The organism is Nocardia sp. NPDC058114 (genome assembly GCF_042884695.1).
Lineage (GTDB): Bacteria > Actinomycetota > Actinomycetes > Mycobacteriales > Mycobacteriaceae > Nocardia.
The window spans coordinates 756,337-774,521 of record NZ_JBHVTK010000003.1; the positions used below are offsets into that span (position 1 = coordinate 756,337).

Sequence of the window (18,185 nt, forward strand, 5' to 3'; positions counted from 1 at the left end):
GGCGGTTCCGTTTCTGCGTCGATGGTCGTGAGCGGCTCGTCCGGCTGACGCGGTGCGCTCATCGAGTGGCGGTCAGGGCTCGCAGGGGTGAGGACAGCGGTTCCACCTGTCGCACACGGCCGTTCGCGTCGAGCATGCCGAGCCCCGACAGCCAGGCCTCGAATTCCGGTGCGGGCCGCAGGTTCAGGACCTGGCGGGCATACAGGGCATCGTGGAACGACAGGCTCTGGTAGCCGAGCATCACGTCGTCGGCGCCGGGCACCGCGATGACGAAGGCGCAACCCGCCGCACCCAACAGGGTGAGCAGGGTGTCCATGTCGTCCTGGTCGGCCTCGGCGTGGTTGGTGTAGCAGACATCCACGCCCATCGGCAGGCCGAGCAGCTTGCCGCAGAAGTGGTCTTCGAGTCCGGCCCGGATGATCTGCTTGCCGTCGTAGAGGTATTCGGGTCCGATGAAGCCGACGACCGTATTCACCAGCAGCGGTCGCAGATCCCGGGCTACGGCGTAGGCGCGCGCTTCGAGGGTCTGCTGGTCCACCGGCCGATCACCCACGCCCAGATGGGCATTCGCGCTCAGTGCCGATCCCTGCCCGGTCTCGAGGTACATCACGTTGTCGCCCACGGTGCCGCGCCGCAGGGATCGTCCCGCTTCGTTCCCCTCCCGCAACAGCGAAATATTCACGCCGAAGCCGGTATTCGCGCCCTCGGTGCCCGCGACGGACTGGAACACCAGATCCACCGGCGCGCCCGCCTCGATCAAACCGATGGTCGTGGTGACGTGGGAGAGCACGCACGACTGGGTCGGGATGTCGAAGCGCAGTCGCACGTCGTCGAGCAGATGCAGGAGATCCGAGGTGGCCTGCGGTGAATCCGTGGCGGGGTTGATGCCGATCACCGCGTCGCCACAGCCCAGCAGCAGCCCGTCCAAGGTGGCGGCGGCGATCCCGCGCGGATCGTCGGTCGGATGATTGGGCTGCAACCGCGTGCTCAACCGGCCGGGCAGGCCGATGGTGGTGCGGAATCCCGCGGTCACCTCGGCCGCCTTGGCCACCGCGATCAGATCCTGATTGCGCATGATCTTGCTGACCGCGGCCACCATCTCCGGCGTCAGCCCGGGCGATACCGCGGCCAGGGTGGCCGCGGAATCGGCGGCGGCGGCGACGGCGAGCAGCCAGTCGCGCAATCCGCCGACTGTCAGATGTGAGATCGGCGCGAACGCCGATCGGTCGTGACTGTCGATGATCAGCCGGGTGACCTCGTCGGTCTCGTACGGCACCAGCACGTCGCTCAGGAACGTGGTGAGTGGAACTTCGGCCAGCGCCCACTGCGCCGCGGCACGTTCGGCATCGGTGGCCGCCGCGCAACCGGCGAGCTCGTCGCCGCTGCGCAGGGGAGTGGCTTTCGCCATCAGGTCGATCAAACCGTCGAAGGTGTAGGTCGTGACGCCGATTGTGCTGCGGTACACGGTCATCGGGTCCCTTTCGAGAGATGTACTCGGCCGCCGGAGCCCGGCAGCGTGCGACGCTGCCGGGTGCCCGACGGTCTACTCGAGCTCGGATTCCGCCTTGGCGATGGCCGCGAACTCCTCGTCCGGGGATTTGGCGACCAGGTGTTTGCGACTGTAGAGCCCGAAGTAGGCCATGAAGGCGACGAACACACCGAGCGTCCACAGCGCGGCCTGCTGGTCGACCAGGAACGTGGCCGCCACCGATGCGGCCGCGATGACCAGCGCGAACGCCGTGGTGACGATGCCGCCCGGCGTGCGGTACGGGCGCGGCATGTTGGGTTCACGCACGCGGAGCACGATGTGGGACACCATCATCAGGACGTAGCTCAGCGCCGCGCCGAAGACGGCCATGTTCAGCAGCATCGCGCCCTTGCCGGTGAGCGAGAGGGCGAAGCCGATGATGCCGGGCACGATCAGCGCCAGCACCGGCGCCTTGCGGGAGTTGGTGATCGACAGGACGGTCGGCAGGTAGCCGGCGCGCGAGAGGGCGAAGGTCTGGCGGGAGTACGCGTAGATGATGGAGAAGAAGCTGGCGACCAGACCGGCCAGGCCGATGTAGTTGACCACCTTGGCCATCGAGCTGTCGCCCAGCGCCTCGACGAGCGGGTTGCCCGAGGCGGAGGCGCTCTGGGCGCCGAGCGCGCCGGTGACCAGGAACAGCACCACCGCGCCGGTGACGCACAGCAGCAGCATCGCGACGATGATGCCCTTGGGCACGTTCTTCTCCGGCTCGCTGGCTTCCTCGGCGGCCAGCGGCACGCCTTCGACGGCGAGGAAGAACCAGATCGCGAACGGGATGGCGGCCCAGATGCCCAGGTAGCCGAACGGCAGGAACGACGACGACCCGGTCGCCGCGGGATCGGCCGCGATATCGGTCAGGTTGGCCGCGTCGAACTTGCCGACGGCCGCGAACGCGAAGATCACCAGGCCGACGAGCGCGATCCCGGTGATCACGAACATCGCCTTGAGCGCCTCACCCGCACCGGTCAGGTGGATGCCGATGAACAGCGCGTACACCGCCAGATACACCCACCAGCCGTCGGTGATCCCGAACAGGTTCAGCGACTCCACGTAGGCGCCGATGAAGGTGGCGATCGCGGCGGGCGCGATCGCGTATTCGATGAGAACGGCTGTGCCGGTGGCGAATCCGCCCCACGGGCCGAGCGCGCGCCGGGCGAAGGTGTAGCCGCCGCCCGCCGCGGGCAGTGCCGAGGACATCTCGGCCATGCCGAGCACCATCGCCAGATACATCGCGGCGATGACGACGGTGGCGATCAACAGGCCACCGAATCCGCCCTCGGCGAGACCGAAGTTCCAGCCGGAGAAGTCGCCGGAGATCACGTAGCTCACGCCGAGGCCCGCGAGCAGTACCCAGCCCGCCGAGCCCTTGCGCAGGGTGCGTTTGGCGAGATAGTCGTCGACCGGTGCGCCCTCGCCGGTGGCGGGGCTGATTTCTGTACTCACGTGGAGCTCCTCATCAACAAGCAAAGCGCGTTCGGCGGCAACGGTGATCGTCGAGGGTTGAAGAATGGTTGACGACTGTTACGGCCGTGGATCCGTCAGGTCAGCGGTGCGTATCGAGCACCGCTGACCTGCGGAAACGAACTGATTACGGGTATTTCAGATCACCCGGTTCGCGGCGGCGCCGATTCGAGCGCGGCCGCTTCCTCGTCGGTGAACAGGCGTGAGCGGATCAGGAACCGCACGCCCTCTGGAGCCTCGAGCGAGAATCCGCCGCCGCGGCCCGGCACCACGTCGACGGTGAGGTGGGTGTGTTTCCAGTACTCGAACTGGTCGGCGCTCATCCAGAACGGGGTGTCGCCCGGCAGGTACCCGAGCAGCACGTCCGAACCGCCCACCCGGAACTCGCCACGCGGGTAACACATCGGCGAGCTGCCATCGCAGCACCCACCGGACTGGTGGAACATGACCGGGCCGTGTTGCCCGGTCAGGTCCCGCAGCAGCGCCGCCGCCTTCTCGGTGAGGTCGACGCGCTGCACCATCAGAAGAAGCCGAGCTTCGTCGCCGAGTAGCTGACCAGGATGTTCTTGGTCTGCTGGTAGTGATCGAGCATCATCTTGTGGTTCTCGCGCCCGATGCCGGACTTCTTGTAGCCGCCGAACGCCGCGTGCGCGGGGTAGGCGTGGTAGCAGTTGGTCCAGACCCGGCCTGCCTTGATGCCGCGGCCGAGGCGGTAGGCGGTGTTCATATCGCGCGTCCACACGCCGGCGCCGAGACCGTAGAGGGTGTCGTTGGCGATCGAGAGCGCTTCCTCGGTGGAGTCGAAGGTGGTGACCGCGACGACGGGGCCGAAGATCTCCTCCTGGAACACGCGCATGTCGTTGCTGCCCTTGAAGATCGTCGGCTCGATGTAGAAGCCCTCGGACAGCCCGTCGACGCTGCGGACCGCGCCGCCGGTGAGCACCTCGGCGCCTTCCTTCTTGCCGATGTCGATGTAGGACAGGATCTTCTCGAACTGATCGTTGCTGGCCTGGGCGCCGATCATGGTCGCCTCGTCGAGCGGGTTGCCGCTGATGATCGCCTTGGTGCGTTCGACGCAGCGGGCCATGAACTCGTCGTAGATCGACGAGGCGATCAGCGCGCGCGACGGACAGGTGCACACCTCGCCCTGGTTGAGGGCGAACATGACGAATCCTTCGATCGCCTTGTCCAGGTAGTCGTCGTCGGCGGCCATCACATCGGGCAGGAAGATGTTGGGGCTCTTGCCGCCCAGCTCGAGGGTGACCGGAATGATGTTCTCGCTGGCGTACTGCATGATCAGCCGGCCGGTGGTGGTCTCGCCGGTGAACGCGACCTTCGCCACGCGCGGGCTCGAGGCCAGCGGCTTACCCGCTTCGACGCCGAAACCGTTGACCACGTTGAGAACTCCTGGCGGCAGCAGATCCGCGACGAGTTCGACGACCTTCATGATCGAGGCCGGGGTCTGCTCGGCGGGCTTGAGCACCACCGCGTTTCCGGCGGCCAGTGCGGGCGCCAGCTTCCAGGTGGCCATCAGGATCGGGAAGTTCCACGGAATGATCTGCGCGACAACGCCGAGCGGCTCGTGGAAGTGATAGGCGATGGTGTCCTTGTCGACCTCGCTGATGCCGCCTTCCTGCGCGCGCAGCACTCCGGCGAAGTAGCGGAAATGGTCGACCGCCAGGGGAAGGTCGGCGGCCAGGGTTTCGCGGACCGGCTTGCCGTTGTCCCAGGTTTCGGCGACGGCGAGGGCCTCGAGGTTGGCCTCGATCCGGTCGGCGATCTTGTTGAGGATGTTGGCTCGCTCGGCGGCCGAGGTCTCACCCCAGGCCGGGGCCGCACGGTGGGCGGCGTCGAGCGCCAATTCCACATCGGCGGCGCTCGAGCGGGCGATCTCGCAGAACGGCTGCCCGTCCACCGGCGAGGTGTTCTCGAAATAGCGGCCTTCGACCGGCGGAATCCACTTGCCGTCGATGAAATTGTCGTATCGCGGCGCGTAGCTGACGACGCTGCCCTCGGTGCCCGGCTTGGCGTAGATCATGTGCGGTGGCTCCTCGCTGATTCCGGTGAATCGTGACGCCCATCACTATCCCCGCTCAGGGTTGATGAAACGTTGAAGCCGGACCGATCAGGCGCGAAGGGCGCTGTGCAAGCGCGCGGCGGCGACGGCGCGGCGTGCGTCGCGGGTGGGGAGCAGCGCGAGGGCGTGTTCGTGGACGGCGATGTCGTCGGGGGCGGAATCGCCGTATGTCAGTGCGTGATTCGCCTCCGGGCTGTTGAGAACCGCGTTACGCATGGCGACTTCGAGGTAGTCGCGCCATTCGCTGATGCCCGGTGTCTCCGAATCGGGAAGCAGCGGGCCGTGATACAGGCGAACGGCCGTGTCCAGGTCGCCTCGCTCGATGGCGCGCAGCACGTCGACGGCGTCGCAGGACAGGGGAGTGGTGAAGCGGTAGACGCGACTGGTGATGTCGCCGCCGGTGGCGCGGCGCAGGTACGACATCTCCGATTTGAGAGTGCTCGCGCCGACCGCGCGATCACCGTAGACGGCGTAGTGCAGGCGTTCGTGGCTGTAGCCGTCGTCGTCGAGGGCGAGCAGGGTCAGGATCTCGAGATGGCGTGGCCGCAACCGGATCTGCTGACCGTCACGCATCAACCGGCCGGTGCCGAGGCAGGTCAGCCGCATTCCGGCGGGCGCGGGCACGGCGGCGTGCAACTTCGATTCGATGGCGCTGGTCATGGTGCGCACGGTGGCCATCGCCAGCGGATGTGAGCGTTTCCAGGTCGTCGACAGGTCGAGCACGCCGAGCAGGGTCCCGTCGGCGGCGCGGATCGGCGCGCAATAACAGACCCAGCCGTGCAGGGCCGCGACAAGATGCTCGGCCGAGAACACCGTGTGCGGCTGGTCGGTGCGCAACGCCAACGACAGGGCGTTGGTCCCCATGTGCGCCTCGTCCCATCGGCCACCCGGCGCGAAGTTCACCTGCTCGGCGCGCCTGCGCATCACGGGCCCGCCATATGTCCACAGAATCGTCCCCGAAGCATCGGTGACCGCCGCGACGTAGCCCGCGTCGTCGGCGACGCTGTGCAACTGCTCTTTCAGCTCGGTCACCGGCCCTCGCAACGGCGACTCCGCCCACCGTGGCCCGATATCGGTCTCACTGACCGGCGCGTGATCCCGCCCAGGATCCACGGTCCGCAACGACCGCGACCAGGACTGCGCCACCTCGGACCGCACCCCTGCCCCCGAAACCCCCACCCCGCCCGGCACCCACATCGCCCACTCCCGCTCCAGCGCAGCCCGCTGCGCGGAAAGCGTGAGCTGCACCATCTCGGTTCTTCCTACTAGACGAACTGGGCGAGGATTCCACATTTCATCATGCCCCAGCGCCACCCGCTGAGCAGCGGTTTCGTCAGGCCGAACTACCCGATAAACCTGGAGACGCCCGACTCGGCGAGACGGCGACGTACCCTGTCTCCGTGGAGCCACCAGGTCGCCTCGGGCGAAGTGCCGCCGAACTGGTCGCCCGCCATCGAACGTTGCCGCGGGTGGACGGCGCGACGATGTGCCGGGACGCGGATGAGTTCTTCGGTTCGGAGGATCGGATCAGCGAAGACTCACCGGTCGAGCGGTGACCAGGTGAGCACATTCATACTGATCCCCGGAGCGGGGTGCGCGGCGGGTTACTGGGGGCCGGTGGCCGACGAGTTGCGCGGGCTCGGCCATGACGCGGTGCCCGTGTCGTTGCCGAGCGAGGACGACAGCGCCGGGTTGGCGGAATACGCCGACGCGGTGGTCGAGGCGATCGGCGCGCGCCGGGATGTTGTCGTGGTGGCGCACTCGTTCGGCGGGTTCACCGCACCGCTGGTGTGCGATCGAGTGCCTGTGGAGCGAATGGTGTTGGTATCGGCGATGATTCCGGCGCCTGGCGAGGCGCCAGGCGATTGGTGGGCCAACACCGGACACGCGACCTCCGGTGATGACGATGTGTTCTACAACCAGCTCACCCCCGAGCAGCGGGCCGAGGCGGAGAAATACGAGCGCGGCCAGTCCGATACGCCGATGACGTCCCCTTGGCCGCTGGCGTTTTGGCCCGAGGTGCCGACCCGGTTCATCTTGCTGCGCGACGACCGATTCCTCCCAGCCGATTTCATGCGCGAACTCGTAGCCTCCCGGCTGGGGATCGAGCCGGTCGAAATGGACGGCGGGCACATGGTCATGGTGTCCAGTCCCGCGGAACTGGCGCGTCTGCTGCTCTGATAGCGCAGCCGAGCTGCTCATCCGGGCCGGACGGCCCCGGCACCCAGGTCGAAGTGGATGCCGGCCTGCAGCATCGTGGTGGCGGGCAGGCCGATCATGGCGCGGAAGGATTCGCTGAAGTGGGAGGGGGTGGCGAAGCCGGCGTCGATGGCGGAGCGGGTGAGGTCGTGGCCGTTGACGGCGTTGGTGATCGCGGTGACCATGCGGTTCCAGCGTTGATAGCCGCGGAACGTGGTGCCGCAGTGCTGGGTGAACAGGTGCAAGAAATGGCCGGTGGACAGGCCGAGGTTCGCGGCGATCTGGTCGGCGCGCAGCGCGTTGGCGGGCTGGTCGCGGATCGCGGCGGCGAGCCTGGCGATGCGTGCGTCCGTGTCGAGGGTCGGGCCCGCGACGGCGCGGTTGTAGAGCAGATCCGGGTCGACGCCGGGTTGGCCACACAGCTCGACGAGTTCGCGCTCGCGGCGGTGACTGAGACCGAAAGTACCTGCCGCGGAAGTCATCTCGTCGGCGATCATGGTCGCGGGCGCACTCGACGGGTCGATGAACAACACCAGGATCCACCCCTGCGTGGCAACGACGCGGTGGGCGGTGCGGGCAGGCGCGAAGGAACTGCCCGTGCGAATCAGACCGCGGGTGGTGTGCACGATCAGCGGCCCGTCCAGGCCCACCGTGAGCATCGCGACCGGCGGCGAGTGCGTATCGGGCCGCAGATCCGGCCCGATGTACCCGATGTGGCCCGGCCGTGCCCACGCGGTCGGTATCCGCGCGGAACCGCGGATCTTCGAACGGGTATCGACGCTCACCCGTACCAGGGTATCGACGTGTCGCCGGGGACGCCGCGACCCGGGGATTCGGGTCGGCGTCGCTGTGGTGGTCATCGGCGATCGGCGGCCTCGGGGAGGCGGGGGACCGAGGCGACGAGTTGGCGGGTGTATTCGTGCTGGGGTGCGCGCAGGACGGAATCCGCTTCGCCGGATTCGACGACCCTGCCGTCTTTCATGACGAGGACGCGGTCGGCGAGGTGGTGCACGACGCCGAGGTCGTGGGAGATGAGCAGCAGGGCGGTGCCGAACTCGGATTGGAGTTCGGCGAGTAGGTCGAGGATCTGGGCTTGGACGGAGACGTCGAGGGCGGACAGCGGCTCGTCGGCGACCAGGAGGGCGGGGTTGGGGGCGAGGGCGCGGGCGATGGCTACGCGTTGGCGTTGGCCGCCGGAGAGGGTACGGGGGTGGCGGGGGAGCAGGTCGCGGGCGAGACCGACCGCGTCGAGAATCTCGCGGACGCGCCGGGTGCGGGCTTTGCCACGCAGATCGACGGTGTCGAGGCTTTCGCCGATGACGCGCTCCACGGTGTAGCGGGGGTCGAACGAGCTCAGTGGGTCCTGGGCGATCAGTTGCGCCGCGCCACGCAGCGGCCGTAATGCCTTGTCGGAGAGCTCACTCCACGGTTCGCCGTCGACGACCACCCGTCCGGACGACGGTGTGATGAGCCGCAGCGCGAGGCGGGCCGTGGTGGTCTTGCCCGAACCCGATTCGCCGACGATGCCCAGGGTTTCGCCGCCGAACAGGTCGAAGTCGACATTGTCGACCACGGTGCGGGCGGCCGATCCGGAGCCGTAGGTCTTGCGCAGGTTGCGGACCGAGAGCACGACCCGGGTGTCGTCGACCGAGCGCGGCGGCAATGGCTCGCGCAACCCGGGTTCCTCTGTGTGCCCGCTGGTTCGGCTTGCCGTCGATGTGGCGCGAACCGGCTCCGATTCCGGCGTTGCGGTGGCAGTCGGGTTGTTCGGCCGTGGCGATTCGGTGGCGGCCGCGACCTTCGGCGGTGGCGAGGTGGGGTGGGGCAGCGGTAGCTCGGCGGGCTGGCCGGAAACCGCCAGCTTCGAACCGCGCGAGGCGGCGGAGGGTACGGCCGCCAGCAGCTTCTTCGTGTACGGATGCTCCGGACGGGTCAGCACGTCGTGTGTGCTGCCTTCCTCGACGACCTCCCCCTCCCGCATGACCAGCACCCGGTCGGCCACCTCGGCAACCACTGCCAAATCGTGGCTGATCAGGAGCAGTGCCGTGCCTTCGGCTTTGCGCGCACGGAGCAGCTCGAGGATCTGTTGCTGGACAGTCACATCGAGCGCTGTGGTCGGCTCGTCGGCGATGATGAGTCGTGGATCGCCTGCGAGCGCTGTCGCGATCAGCACGCGCTGGCGAAGTCCGCCGGACAGCTCGTGGGGATATTGGCGCAGCCGCAGTTCGGGTTCGGGGACACCGACGTCGGTGAGCAGTCGCACGGTGCGGGCGGTGAGTGCCTGCCCGCGCAGATCGGTCAGCGCGCGTTGCGCTTCGGCGAGTTGGCTACCGATCGAGTACAGCGGATCGAGGGAGACCAACGCATCCTGGAGTACGAATCCGATGCTGCTGCCGCGGATTCGCCGCCACTGCCGATCGCGATGATTGCGCGCGTCCTGCCCGAAGAGTTCGAGACGGTCGGCCCGCACGCCTGCGCCCGGACCGGCCAGGCCGACCAGCGCGCGCGCCGTCACCGACTTGCCCGACCCGGACTCACCGACGAGGGCGACGGCCTCGCCCGGCTCGATCCGCAGATCGATGCCGTGCACCACTTCCTTGCCTGCGAACCCGACCCGCAGATTCTCGACCGCGATCAGACTCATACCGATGGCCTTCCGTCGTAGTGCCGCTGCCAGTGCCGGCCGAGCGAGCTCACCGCGATCACCGTGGCGGTCACCGCCACGCCGGGCAGCACGGCGATCCACCAGGCATTGCGCAGATAGTTACGTCCCTCGGCGAGCATCGCGCCCCATTCCGGTTCCGGCGGCTGCGGGCCCATCCCCAGGAAGCTCAGACCGGCCGCGCCGAGGATCGCGGTGCCGAGGCCGATGGTGGCCAGGATCGGGACCTGCGCGACCGCGTGCGGCAGGACGTGCCGCCGCACCAGCGTTGCTCTGGTGAGCCCGAAAGTCCGTGCCTGTTCGACATACCCGGACTCCTGCACGACGAGGGTCTGCGCGCGCACCACCCTGGCGAACCGGGGGATCGAGGCGATGCCGAGCGCGAAGATCAGGTTCGTGGTGCCGGGACCGGTGAACGAGATCAGGACCAGTGCGAGCAGGAGATCGGGGAAGGCCGAGACCACGTCGAGGAACCGGGTGATCAGCTCGTCGAGCGGCCCGCGCGCCAGCCCGGACAGCAGGCCGAGCGCCGTGCCCGCCACCACCGCGATCGCGACGGCGGTGACGCCGATCAGCAGCGAGTAGCGCGCACCGTGGATGACCCGGGTGAGAACGTCGCGGCCCAGGTGATCGGTGCCGAACCAATGCTGCGCACTCGGCGGCAGTTGGGCGGCAAGGGGATCGGCGGCGAGCGGATCGGCACCGGTCAGCAGGGAAGGTGCGACCACCGCGATCACGACCAGTCCCACGGTCAGCGCGGCGACCGCGACGCCCGGCGCGGCGGCGAAGCCCTGTGCGTGCGGTACTCGGGTGGCCGTCATCGATTCCCTCCATCGCGTGAGTCACGGCGCAGGCGTGGGTCGAGCCACAGGTAGAGCAGGTCGACCAGCGTGCTGATCACGACGTAGACGAACGCCGAGAGGATCGCCACCGCGAGCACCACTGGAAGATCCTGTGCGAGAACGGCTTCGACGGTCACCCGCCCCAGGCCGGGTCGACCGAAGACTTCTTCGATGATCACCGCACCGCCCAGCAATCCGCCGACCAACCAGCCGGTCAGGGTCACCGCGGGCAGGGCCGCGTGGCGCAACCCGTGCCGCAGCCGCAGCGCGCTCTCGCTCACCGACCACGACCGCACCGTCACCGCGAACGGTTCGTCGAGCGCTCGCTCCAGCCCGTCACGCAGCACCTGGGAGATCACCGCGCCCAGTGACAGACCGAGTGCGAGTGCGGGCAGAACCAAGGCCGACAGCCCCTTGTTCGCCGCCACCGGAAAGATCTTCAGCTGGAAGCTGAACACCGACAGCAACACGATGCCGAGCCAGAAGGAGGGCGTCGAAACAAGCGCCAGTTCCACCGCGTTCGCGATGGCGCGCGATCGCCGCCGCTGCGCCGTGCTCGTCGCGACGACGACCGCGAACACCAGCGCCACCAGCAACGCGGCACCGGTCAGCGCCAAGGTGGGGCCCGCCTGCGAGCCGATGACTTCCGACACCGGCCGCTGCAACACGTAGGAACGCCCGAAATCCCCGTGCGCCACATTCCACAGGTAGCGGGCGTACTGGACAACGGCCGGGCTGTCGAGTCCCCATTCGGCACGGATGGCGGCCTCGACCTCCGGGGTGCGCTGCTGTTCGCCGAGCAACACGTCGACCGTGTCGCCCGGCGCCAGCCGCACCCCGAGGAACGACAGCGTGGTCGCGCCCCACAGCACGCCGAGACCCGTGATCACCCGCAGCGTGATCCGTTTGGCTGTGCCGACGCGAGCATCGCTGTCCACGGTGGTGGTCACGACCTCCGGTGCGATCGCTTCCGTCGTCATCGGTGGCTATCCACGATCGACCCAGATGTCGTACGCGTTCTCCGCGAGCTGCTTGTACGGACGGTATCCCGCGCCGTACACGTGGGCCGCCGTCGCGATCTGGTTCTCGGGAATGTAGAGCGGCAGCCCGTAGGCCTTGTCGACGATCGCGAAGCGCTGCAACGCCGCGTACTGCTTGGCCCGCTCGGCGGAGTCGGTGGTCGAGGCGGCGGCCCGCAGCCAGGTGGACAGTTCGGGATCGGTGGCGCGGCTGTAGTTCAGCGTGCCCAGCGGCGTCGGCGGGTACCAGTGGTTCTCGATGTCGATGCCGCCGGTGATGGTGTCGGAGTTGGCGATCGACCCGAAGGCGTTCTTCTTGCGGAGCTCGCTGTAGGTGCCGAGGTCGACGTAGGACAGCTTCAGATCGATGCCCGCGTTCTGCTTGGCCTGCGCCTGCACCGCCTGCAACAGCACCTCACGCTGATCGCGCACCGTCGACTGGGCCTGCACCAGTTCGACGGTCAGCCGCTGGCCGTCCTTGGTCCGGAAGCCGTCGGAATCCTTTGCCGTCCAGCCTGCTTCGTCGAGCAGCCGGTTCGAGGCGGTCTTGTCGGCGCCGTAGGTGCCCTCGATGCTCTTGTCGTAGAACAGGGTGTCGACGCTGGAGGCGATGCCCCAGCCGCGGGTGCGCTCGCCGCGATAGATCGACTGCAGCACCGCGTTCACGTCGACAGAGTTGTTGAGCGCCTTGCGGACTCGTTGATCGGTGGCCGGGCCGGAGGTCGCGTTCCAGTACAGCGTGTACGGGCTGCCGTTGTTCAGCCCGGTCGAATAGGTGAAGTCGGGATTGTCCCGGAACAGTGCGGCGTCGTTGCCGGAGACGCCTTCGATCAGGTCGACCTGACCGGAGGTGAGCGCGCCGGTGCGCACCGACGACTCGGGCAGGAAACGGTAGGTCACCTCGTCGAGGTAGGCCGGACCCTGATGCTTGGCGCTCTGCGGCGCCCAGTTGTAGTCGGGGTTCTTGCGGAAGTGCAGTTCCTGACCCTTCACGTAGCGGTCGAGGATGAACGGACCGGTCCCCGCGATCTCCGGCCCACCGGCCTTGAGCTGCGGCTTGTCCCACGCGGCCGAGGAGATGATGGGGAAACCGGCGGCGAAGTCGAGGAACGGCGCGTACGGGTCCTTCAGGGTGAACACCACGGTGCGTTCGTCGCGGGCGGTGACCGCGGCCAGATGTGACAGCGGCCCGGCGGACCAGCCGCCGGAATAGGACACGTCCTGCATCGTGGTGAAGTTGCGCGCCACGGCGGTCGCGGTGAGCGGATTGCCGTCGGTGAACTTCACGCCCTCCCGCAGGGGGAAGGTGTAGGTGAGCCCGTCGGGCGAGATCTCGTGGCCGGTGGCCAGCCACGAGACGAAACCGCCCTCGGTGGTGCGCGCGAGGAGCGACTCGAAGACGTTGCGCAACATCAGGTGCGTATTGCTCTGCCCGTTGAGGTGCGGGTTCAACGTGGTCGGCTCGGTCTCCACCCCCCACGTCAACGAGCCGCCGCTGACCGGTTGCGCCGATTCGCGTGCCGCGGTGTCCGTTCCACCACACGCGGTCGCCAGCACGGCCACCGCCGATACCAGAGCTGTGGCAAGTAGTCGCCGATGTCGCATCACAGCGCGGCGCCCCTCTCTTCGATGAGAAACAGTGATTGAGCTGTGGTGACCACGGCGCCTTCGGCCGCGGTCACGGTGACGATCCCCGCATGGGTGGCGGTCAGTTCGTGTTCGAGCTTCATGGCCTCGACCACGCCGAGCAGTTGTCCCTTCTCGACCGGGTTGCCCGATTCGACGTGGAGCTGCACGAGGGTGCCCGGCATGGGCGAGCGGATCTCGGGATCCGTCGCCGTTGTGCCGAGCGAGCGGTATTCGGCGTAGCGCACCTGCCGGGAAACCCCGGCTACCTGGCAGCTCCAGCCCTCGCCGTCGCGTCGAACGACGCAGGGGGTGGAGCCGACCGTGATCGTGTCGCCGTCGGTTCGCCGAGCGGTGATGCCCACATCGGTCGTCGGCCGGGTGGTGGCATCAGGGCCGGTGGTGGCTTGCGCGGCGGTGCCGCTCGAGTCGACGGTTCCCTCGCGCACGAGCACCGCGTCGCCCTCGTAGCCGCCGACTCGCACCGTGAAGGCGCGCCCGTCGACCGACAGATCGAGGCTGCCGAGGTCGCGATCGGCGGGATCGAGCCAGGCCCGATCACCTCCAGGCGCCCCGGTCGACCATGGTGTCGCACGGTCGGGCGCGGTCAGCGCGGCGGCCACCGCGAGGGCGCTCAGTTCGTCGGGATCGGCGAACTCGGCGACCGGATCGATCCGGTCCAGATAGGCGGTGTCGTGCTCGGCGGCCGCGACGATCGGTGCGGCGAGCACACGTGCGACGAAACCGAGGTTGGTCGAAATACCCTGCCAGCGAATGTCTTCGCATGCTCGCCGTGCGGCGGCGAGCGCGTCGTCGCGGGTGGTGCCGGTGGCGACGAGTTTGGCGATCATCGGATCGAACCCGCCGCTGACATCGAGCCGGCGGGTGAAGGCGCGTTCGACGCGAACATCCGGCCAGTGGGTGACCTCCAGCCCGCCAGGGCACGGCAGGAACGACCGGAACGGGTCCTCGGCGTACATCCGCACCTGCACCGAAGCGCCCGAGTACGCGATGTCCGCCTGCTCGGCGGGCAGCGGTTCGCCCGCGGCGACCCGCAATTGCCACTCCACCAGATCGAGGCCGGTGATCTCCTCGGTGACGGTGTGCTCCACCTGCAAGCGCGTGTTCATCTCGATGAAGAAGAACTCGTCACCGACCAGCAGGAACTCGAAAGTCCCCGCGCCCACGTACTGCAGAGCCTTCGTTCCCTGCACCGCGGCGGCGAACATCGCCGTGCGCACCGCATCGGGAATCCGTGGGGCCGGGGCCTCCTCGATCACCTTCTGATGCCGCCGTTGCAGCGAGCAGTCGCGATCGAAAAGGTGGACAGCGTGGCCGAATTCGTCGCCGAAGACCTGCACCTCGATGTGACGTGCGCGCTCGACGTACCGCTCCAGATGCAGGCGGCCGTCGGCGAAAGCCGCTGTCGCGGTGCGGGAAGCAGACGCCAGTGCCTCGCGCAGTCCGGCAGCCGAGCGCACCACCGACATGCCCTTGCCGCCACCGCCGCCCGCGGGCTTGACGATCAGCGGGTACCCGATGTCGGCTGCCCCGCCCACCAGGGCGTCGAGGTCTTCGCTCGCCCGCACGGTGCCCGGCAGTACCGGCACACCCGCCTCGGCCATGACCTGGCGCGCGGAGGACTTGTCGGCCATCGTCTCGATCACCCGGGAACTCGGGCCGGCGAACACCAATCCGGCAGCCCGGACCGCGCGCGCGAAATCGGCGTTCTCGGACAGGAACCCGTATCCCGGATGTACCGCGTCACAACCGGTTTCGGTCGCGGCGTGCACCAGCGCCTCGATATCGAGATACCCCTCGGGCAGCGCGACGGTCGACACCGCCGCCGCGTGATAGGTGAGCGACCGGTCCGCCGCCACGCTCACGGTCACGTACTCGATGCCGAGGCGATCGCAGGTGCGGGCGATCCGGGCGGCGATCTCGCCCCGGTTCGCGATGAGTAGTCGGGAGATCACAGCCGGAACACCCCGAAGTTCGAACCCGCGGGCTGCGGCCGATCCCAGCGCTCGTGCGCCAGCGACAGGCACCGTGCCAACCACGAGCGGGTGTCCTCCGGTTCGACCACGGCGTCGATCCACATGCGGGCCGCGATGTAGGTCGGCAGCGATTGGCGCTCGAAGCTGTCGATGATCGGCTGCTTGATGGCGGCTTCCTCGGCGGCGCCGAGCTCCTTGCCCTCGCGGCGCAGCCGGTCACGCTTGAGGATCGCCATCACCGCCGCTGCCTGTTCGCCACCGACCCCGGTGGAGCGGGCATTGGGCCACATCGCCATGAACTGGCCGCCCATCGACCGCCCCGACATCGCGAAATTGGCGGCGCCGAAACTGCCGCCGATCACCAGCGAGATCTTCGGCACCGTGGCGCACGAGACCGCGTTCACCATCTTCGCGCCGTGTTTGGCGATTCCGGCCCGCTCGTACTCCTCGCCGACCATGAACCCACTCACGTTGTGCACGAACAACAGTGGGATGCGGCGCTGTTCGCAGATCTGGATGAAGTTGGTGGCCTTGAGCGCGCTGTCGGGGAAGATCACGCCCTGATTGGCGATGATCCCGACCTCGTAACCCGCGATCCGGGCGGTCGCGCACACGATCGTGATGCCGTAGTCCTTGCGGTACTCGACCCACGAGGTGGCATCGACCACGCAGCGCAGAATCGCGCGGACGTCCATCTCCTTCTTGGTGGTCGCCGGAATCAGATCCGGCAGCCGCGCCGGATCGTCGGCGGGCTCGAGCGCCTCGAAGGCCGGCGGATGCACACGGTCACCGGGGGTACGGGACACGATGTCGCGCACCATGGCCAGCGCTTCCAGTTCGTTCGCCGCGAGATGATCGGCCACCGCGGTGTCGCGGACGTGCAGATCGGCGCCGCCGAGAGTCTGCGCGTCGACCACCACGCCCGTGGCGGCCTCCACCAGCTGCGGCCCGCCGAGGAAGACGGTGCTCAGATCCTTGACCATCACGGTCTCATCGCTCATCGCCGGGATGTAGGCGCCACCCGCCGTGCAGATGCCGAGCACGGCCGAGATCTGCGGCAAGCCGAGGGCCGACATCTCCGCGATATTGCGGAACATCTTTCCGAGGTGCTCCTCGTCGGGGAAGATCTCCTCCTGCAACGGCAGGTAGATCCCGCCCGAGTCGGCCAGATACACACACGGCAGGCGGTACTCCCTGGCCAGCTTCTGCCCGCGCAGGTGCTTCTTGATCGTGAGCGGATAGAAGGTTCCGCCCTTCACGTGCGGGTCGTTGGCGAACACCATGCACGGTCTGCCGTGGATGGTGCCGATGCCGACGATCAGCGCGGCGGCGGGCAGATCGGTGTCGTAGACCTCGTGCGCGGCGAGGCGACCGATCTCCAGGAACGGTGTCCCCGGGTCCAGGATGCGGTTGACCCGTTCGCGCACCGGCAGTTTCGCGTCACCGTGGCGCCGGCGCGGCGCCACGATCTCGGCGGTGTGGTCACGCAGCAGGGCGCGTTGGGCTTCGAATCCGAGGGTGTTCTCGATGACGGCGGTCATGCTGGTAGTTCCTCCCGGTCCTGATGCGCGGCGAGACTCGAGCTCAGGGTGTCGGCGAAGCGGCGGATCGTGTCGGGGTCGAGGTCGGCCCGCAGCATCAAGCGCAGGCCCGCGCTGCCGCGGCGGATGATCGGGAAGAACACCGGCGAGGTGTAGAAACCGGCGTCGAGCATGTCCCGGGCCACGGCGACGGTGACGTCCTCCTGCCCGATGCTCACGAACCGGATCGGCAGGCCGTCACCGGCGAGGTCGGTGTCGACCAGCGAGTCGAACAGGCGGACCCGTTCCTGGAGCGCGACCTGGAGCCGGTCGACGGTGCCGTCGTCGTGGAGGTCGCAGGCGGCGATGATCGCGCCGAGTCCGGCGGTGTTGACGCGCTGCGACCACATCAGCGGGCCGCTCGTGCGCAACAGGGTGGGCGTGCGGGACGCGTCGCCCGCCGCGCCGAAGAAGATCACGCCGCCGCTGGCGCCGAAGCCTTTGTTGAGCGAGGCGATCACGAGGGTTCGTTCCCGCCAGCCCTCGTAGGCTCCGAGAACGTATCCGCGGCCGTGGCTACCCAACGTCGAAATGCCGTGCGCCTCATCGAAATACAGGAACAAGCCGTATCGATCCTGGAGCCGGTGCAACTCGGCGAGCGGTGCGCCGCCGCCGGTGCTGTAGACCCCGTCGGCGACATAGGCCACGTGCGAATGCGTGCGGCACAACTCTTCCAGGGCGGCGATGTCGTTGTGCTCGATCGTGACCAACTCGGTCTCGTCCGCGACCAGCGGCTTCATCGCGTTCAAGCAGAAGTGCGCGTTCTTGTCGAAGACCACCAGCGGCGGGTGCCCGTCGGTGAGCTCACCGGAGGCGAGCAGCGGCAAGGTCGCCCACGCGGCGGCCGCACACGACGACACGGTGACCGCCTGCGCGCCGAAGGTCCGGGAGAGCCGCTGTTCGGCCTCCTCCAGCAGACCGAGCCGGATGCGCATCCGGGAAATAGAAGAATTGATCGTCGCGGTTTCGTCGAGCCCGCGATGGGCGCCCTCGATGATTCGTGGATCGCTGTCCAAACCGAGATAGGAATAGGACGAGAAGTTGACGATCGTTCGACCGTCGCGGGAATGGACAATTCCCTCCCGCATATCATCGGCGATGATGTCGACCAGTCCGTGCGTGGTGCTGTCGTCCCAGAATGTGTTGCTCAGTTGCAACTGCCTGCGGATATTTGCGAATTGGTTTCTGGCCATT

General features: G+C 68.0%; 15 protein-coding genes. 2 read left to right on the forward strand and 13 right to left on the reverse strand.

Features of this window, described 5'->3' with window-relative positions; all coding sequences use genetic code 11:
- Positions 1-58 precede the first annotated feature (58 nt).
- The 5 genes from ACFVVI_RS15920 to ACFVVI_RS15940 all read right to left on the reverse strand — a co-directional run bounded on the left by ACFVVI_RS15920 (position 59) and on the right by ACFVVI_RS15940 (position 6,317).
- A complete protein-coding gene (locus ACFVVI_RS15920) occupies positions 59-1,471 on the reverse strand; it encodes an ethanolamine ammonia-lyase subunit EutB (protein WP_387445858.1) in 1,413 nt (470 codons plus the stop codon).
- A 72-nt stretch (positions 1,472-1,543) separates the two neighbouring features.
- Positions 1,544-2,971 carry an ethanolamine permease gene (eat, locus tag ACFVVI_RS15925; protein WP_387445859.1) on the reverse strand — a complete coding sequence of 476 codons (1,428 nt, stop codon included), beginning with the start codon at positions 2,969-2,971 and terminating at the stop codon, positions 1,544-1,546.
- 161 nt (positions 2,972-3,132) lie between these two features.
- Entirely contained in the window at positions 3,133-3,510 is a 378-nt protein-coding gene (locus tag ACFVVI_RS15930; protein WP_378993074.1) for a DUF779 domain-containing protein, read from the reverse strand.
- Positions 3,510-5,027 (reverse strand): aldehyde dehydrogenase, encoded by a 1,518-nt coding sequence (gene adh, locus ACFVVI_RS15935; RefSeq protein WP_378993073.1) that lies wholly within the window; start codon positions 5,025-5,027, stop codon positions 3,510-3,512. The genes ACFVVI_RS15930 and adh overlap by 1 nt, the downstream gene beginning before the upstream one ends.
- Positions 5,028-5,114: 87 nt before the next feature.
- The gene (locus ACFVVI_RS15940) at positions 5,115-6,317 is read right to left on the reverse strand and encodes a transcriptional regulator (protein ID WP_387445860.1); all 1,203 of its coding nucleotides are present in this window, start codon (positions 6,315-6,317) and stop codon (positions 5,115-5,117) included.
- A 149-nt stretch (positions 6,318-6,466) separates the two neighbouring features.
- Here ACFVVI_RS15940 and ACFVVI_RS15945 point away from each other — a divergent pair, with 149 nt between their 5' ends.
- Positions 6,467-6,622, forward strand: coding sequence for a hypothetical protein (locus tag ACFVVI_RS15945; protein WP_387445861.1), 156 nt, complete (start codon positions 6,467-6,469; stop codon positions 6,620-6,622).
- A gap of 4 nt (positions 6,623-6,626) precedes the next feature.
- Entirely contained in the window at positions 6,627-7,247 is a 621-nt protein-coding gene (locus tag ACFVVI_RS15950) for an alpha/beta fold hydrolase (RefSeq protein WP_378993068.1), read from the forward strand.
- A 17-nt stretch (positions 7,248-7,264) separates the two neighbouring features.
- Here the strand turns inward: ACFVVI_RS15950 and ACFVVI_RS15955 are convergent, their stop codons facing one another.
- The 8 genes from ACFVVI_RS15955 to ACFVVI_RS15990 form a co-directional block, all read right to left on the reverse strand.
- Positions 7,265-8,050 carry a helix-turn-helix domain-containing protein gene (locus ACFVVI_RS15955; protein WP_378993066.1) on the reverse strand — a complete coding sequence of 262 codons (786 nt, stop codon included), beginning with the start codon at positions 8,048-8,050 and terminating at the stop codon, positions 7,265-7,267.
- A 71-nt stretch (positions 8,051-8,121) separates the two neighbouring features.
- Complete coding sequence (locus ACFVVI_RS15960; protein ID WP_387445862.1) at positions 8,122-9,909, reverse strand: dipeptide ABC transporter ATP-binding protein; 1,788 nt, start codon at positions 9,907-9,909, stop codon at positions 8,122-8,124.
- Positions 9,906-10,748, reverse strand: a complete 843-nt coding sequence (locus tag ACFVVI_RS15965) for an ABC transporter permease (protein WP_387445863.1) — start codon at positions 10,746-10,748, stop codon at positions 9,906-9,908. Before ACFVVI_RS15965 ends, ACFVVI_RS15960 begins: the two co-directional genes overlap by 4 nt.
- Positions 10,745-11,749 carry an ABC transporter permease gene (locus ACFVVI_RS15970; RefSeq protein WP_379314316.1) on the reverse strand — a complete coding sequence of 335 codons (1,005 nt, stop codon included), beginning with the start codon at positions 11,747-11,749 and terminating at the stop codon, positions 10,745-10,747. Before ACFVVI_RS15970 ends, ACFVVI_RS15965 begins: the two co-directional genes overlap by 4 nt.
- A gap of 6 nt (positions 11,750-11,755) precedes the next feature.
- Complete coding sequence (locus ACFVVI_RS15975) at positions 11,756-13,351, reverse strand: ABC transporter substrate-binding protein (RefSeq protein ID WP_378993059.1); 1,596 nt, start codon at positions 13,349-13,351, stop codon at positions 11,756-11,758.
- 41 nt (positions 13,352-13,392) lie between these two features.
- Entirely contained in the window at positions 13,393-15,390 is a 1,998-nt protein-coding gene (locus ACFVVI_RS15980) for an acetyl/propionyl/methylcrotonyl-CoA carboxylase subunit alpha (RefSeq protein ID WP_387445864.1), read from the reverse strand.
- A complete protein-coding gene (locus ACFVVI_RS15985) occupies positions 15,387-16,952 on the reverse strand; it encodes an acyl-CoA carboxylase subunit beta (RefSeq protein ID WP_387445865.1) in 1,566 nt (521 codons plus the stop codon). The genes ACFVVI_RS15980 and ACFVVI_RS15985 overlap by 4 nt, the downstream gene beginning before the upstream one ends.
- Positions 16,949-18,184, reverse strand: coding sequence for an aminotransferase class I/II-fold pyridoxal phosphate-dependent enzyme (locus tag ACFVVI_RS15990; RefSeq protein ID WP_387445866.1), 1,236 nt, complete (start codon positions 18,182-18,184; stop codon positions 16,949-16,951). The genes ACFVVI_RS15985 and ACFVVI_RS15990 overlap by 4 nt, the downstream gene beginning before the upstream one ends.
- Between the last annotated feature and the right edge of the window lies 1 nt (position 18,185).

Excerpts from the sequence above, each read along its gene's own strand:
- ACFVVI_RS15920 (WP_387445858.1), bottom strand. The coding sequence starts at position 1,471 with ATGACCGTGTACCGCAGCACAATCGGCGTCACGACCTACACCTTCGAC.
- ACFVVI_RS15930 (WP_378993074.1), bottom strand. The coding sequence starts at position 3,510 with ATGGTGCAGCGCGTCGACCTCACCGAGAAGGCGGCGGCGCTGCTGCGG.
- adh (WP_378993073.1), bottom strand. The coding sequence starts at position 5,027 with ATGATCTACGCCAAGCCGGGCACCGAGGGCAGCGTCGTCAGCTACGCG.
- ACFVVI_RS15940 (WP_387445860.1), bottom strand. The coding sequence starts at position 6,317 with ATGGTGCAGCTCACGCTTTCCGCGCAGCGGGCTGCGCTGGAGCGGGAG.
- ACFVVI_RS15960 (WP_387445862.1), bottom strand. The coding sequence starts at position 9,909 with ATGAGTCTGATCGCGGTCGAGAATCTGCGGGTCGGGTTCGCAGGCAAG.
- ACFVVI_RS15965 (WP_387445863.1), bottom strand. The coding sequence starts at position 10,748 with ATGACGGCCACCCGAGTACCGCACGCACAGGGCTTCGCCGCCGCGCCG.
- ACFVVI_RS15970 (WP_379314316.1), bottom strand. The coding sequence starts at position 11,749 with ATGACGACGGAAGCGATCGCACCGGAGGTCGTGACCACCACCGTGGAC.
- ACFVVI_RS15985 (WP_387445865.1), bottom strand. The coding sequence starts at position 16,952 with ATGACCGCCGTCATCGAGAACACCCTCGGATTCGAAGCCCAACGCGCC.
- ACFVVI_RS15990 (WP_387445866.1), bottom strand. The coding sequence starts at position 18,184 with ATGGCCAGAAACCAATTCGCAAATATCCGCAGGCAGTTGCAACTGAGC.